This is a genomic window from Myroides sp. C4067, from assembly GCF_038039665.1.
Taxonomy (GTDB): domain Bacteria; phylum Bacteroidota; class Bacteroidia; order Flavobacteriales; family Flavobacteriaceae; genus Flavobacterium; species Flavobacterium odoratimimum.
In genome coordinates this window covers 1-2,359 of sequence record NZ_JBBPHJ010000058.1, presented here as the reverse complement: position 1 = coordinate 2,359, position 2,359 = coordinate 1, and the positions used below count along the sequence as shown (strand labels likewise).

The 2,359-nt window shown below is 35.5% G+C and carries 3 protein-coding genes; all 3 read left to right on the top strand.

What is annotated here, in order from left to right:
- The first annotated feature begins 71 nt into the window (after nucleotides 1-71).
- From tnpA to tnpC, 3 genes are read left to right on the top strand one after another with little or no spacing between them, the layout of a single operon-like run.
- Nucleotides 72-359, top strand: a complete 288-nt coding sequence (tnpA, locus tag AABL87_RS17650; protein ID WP_006258245.1) for an IS66 family insertion sequence element accessory protein TnpA — start codon at nucleotides 72-74, stop codon at nucleotides 357-359.
- Nucleotides 359-697 (top strand): IS66 family insertion sequence element accessory protein TnpB, encoded by a 339-nt coding sequence (gene tnpB / locus AABL87_RS17645; RefSeq protein ID WP_080592084.1) that lies wholly within the window; start codon nucleotides 359-361, stop codon nucleotides 695-697. The genes tnpA and tnpB overlap by 1 nt, the downstream gene beginning before the upstream one ends.
- Before the next feature lie 49 nt (nucleotides 698-746).
- Nucleotides 747-2,321 carry an IS66 family transposase gene (tnpC, locus tag AABL87_RS17640; RefSeq protein ID WP_006265854.1) on the top strand — a complete coding sequence of 525 codons (1,575 nt, stop codon included), beginning with the start codon at nucleotides 747-749 and terminating at the stop codon, nucleotides 2,319-2,321.
- Nucleotides 2,322-2,359 lie beyond the last annotated feature (38 nt).

Sequence of the window (2,359 nt, the reverse complement as noted above, 5' to 3'; positions counted from 1 at the left end):
GTATGCACCCCAGCAAGTGCATGTTTCATAATATAATGTAAGGAAGTAAGTTTGCTTTAAATAATAAAGAGATGAGCAAACAAGAAATTATGTACTCTCATGTAGAGGATTGGCAAGCAAGTGGATTAACACAATCAAAGTATTGTGAAAGTGTTGGAATTAAGCTGGCGACATTTAGTTATTGGGTAGTAAAGTTTAAGAGTGAAACAGAGCAAGAAGGCTCAAGTAACTTTATAGCAATAGGTGAAACATCTAAAACCGACAGTAAAGAATACGAAATCGTGTATCCTAATGGAGTGAAGTTACGTTTAGAAACGAAAGACTTGGGTGAACTCTATTCATTAGTAAACCTTGTGTAATGTTTAGTCTGAGTAGTAGCCATCAATTCTACTTGTATAAATCAGCTTGTGATATGCGCAAGAGTTTCGATAGTCTATGTGGTCTTGTTCAAAACGAGCTTAATCAAGTCGCTCATAATGGAAGTGTCTACGTCTTTATCAATCGTCGATGTAATCAGATTAAACTCTTACACTGGGAAACAGGTGGTTTTGTGTTATATCACAAGCGATTAGAACAAGGTACTTTTGCTTTTCCTATTCATAATCGGACTCAAATCAGTTGGAGTGATTTGGTACTTATGATTGAAGGAATACAAGTGATAAAAAGTACTCAAAAAAGGCGGTTTTCCATGAGATAAAACAGCCTTAATCCTTGTATAAATAAGGATTTTGACGTATATTTACTTCATGGAAATAGACTTAGAAAACTTATCGAAACAAGAACTTTTGGCACTTTTAACCAAAGCCCAAAAGACTATTTCCAAACAAGAAAAAGTAAATACTAAATTAGAGAAGAAAACTACTAGCTTAGAAGAAAAGACCTCTAAACTAGAAGAAAAAAATACAGAACTGGAATATCGTGTAAAGCTACTTGAGCGCATGAAGTTCGGTCAAAGCCGAGAACGTTTTGAGGATCCCAATCAAACTCAATTACCTTTAGATGTTGAACAAGCAGTCTTAGAGGAACAAGAAGAAGTAATCAAACAAGAGATTACCTACTCTCGTGAGAAAAAGAAACATCCAGGACGAGCTAAACTACCAGATCATTTACCCGTAGAAGAAATAGAAATACATCCTGAGGGAGATTTATCTGATATGATTTGCATTGGTAAAGAAACTACAGATGTGTTAGATTATGTTCCAGGTTACTTTAAAATCAAGCGTTACATCCGATATAAATACGCTACTAAAGGTAAAGACAACACTCAAATTAGTATTGGTGAGCTTCCAGAGCGAATTATAGATAAAGGAATACCTTCAGAGGGATTATTATCCACAATACTTGTAGATAAATATGTTGATCATATTCCTCTTTATAGACAGAAGCAACGCTTTTCAAGAGAAAACATCGATATAGCTTCTTCTACAATAGATGGTTGGACCGCTCAAAGTATGGATGCTTTAAAACCACTATACCAAAAGCTGGTGATGGACATCAAAAATGAAGGTTATCTCCAAGTTGACGAAACCACCATCAAAGTCTTAGATGAGAAAAAGAAAGACAAAACTCATCTTGGCTACTATTGGGTGTATCATGCACCTATATCCAAGCTTGTAATGTTTAATTACAGTCCTACTCGTAGCGGTAGTGCTGCACTACCTGTATTAGAAAATTTCAAAGGATATCTGCAAACGGACGGTTATAGCAGCTACCAAGCCTATGGAAATAAGTCAGATGTAACGCATCTTGCTTGTTGGGCACATGCTCGACGTGAATTTGAAAAAGCTTTAGATAACGATAGAAAAAGGGCGCAGCATGTACTAGTAGAAATACAGAAGTTATATGCTATAGAGAGAAAAGCTCAAGAACAAAACTTAGCTCCTGATCAAATCAAAGAACTTCGTCTAGATGAAAGTTTACCAATCATCAACAAGCTTGGTAAATATATGATTGCTCAGATGAATCTTACCTTACCTCAAAGTAGAATAGGTAAAGCTTTTGCGTACTCTCAAAAAAGATGGAGTAATCTAAGTGATTACTTACACAATGGAAACTTGCAGATAGACAATAATCTTGTTGAAAATGTAATCAGACCTGTAGCAATTGGTCGTAAAAACTATCTCTTTGCCGGTTCTCATGATGCAGCACAAAGAGCAGCTATGGCCTATACGTTTTTTGCTAACTGCAAAAAGCATGACATTAATCCATATCAATGGCTAAAGTATGTTCTTGAAAATATTCAATCCATCAACCACAAGAATATCGCTGACTTATATCCTCATAATTACAAGAAACTTATCCTGGATAATGTAGAAGAATAATTAGATCTCACAAGATGTACTTGCTCGGGTGCATACAT

Coding starts and splice junctions, on each gene's coding strand:
- tnpA (WP_006258245.1), top strand. CDS start 72: ATGAGCAAACAAGAAATTATGTACTCTCATGTAGAGGATTGGCAAGCA.
- tnpB (WP_080592084.1), top strand. CDS start 359: ATGTTTAGTCTGAGTAGTAGCCATCAATTCTACTTGTATAAATCAGCT.
- tnpC (WP_006265854.1), top strand. CDS start 747: ATGGAAATAGACTTAGAAAACTTATCGAAACAAGAACTTTTGGCACTT.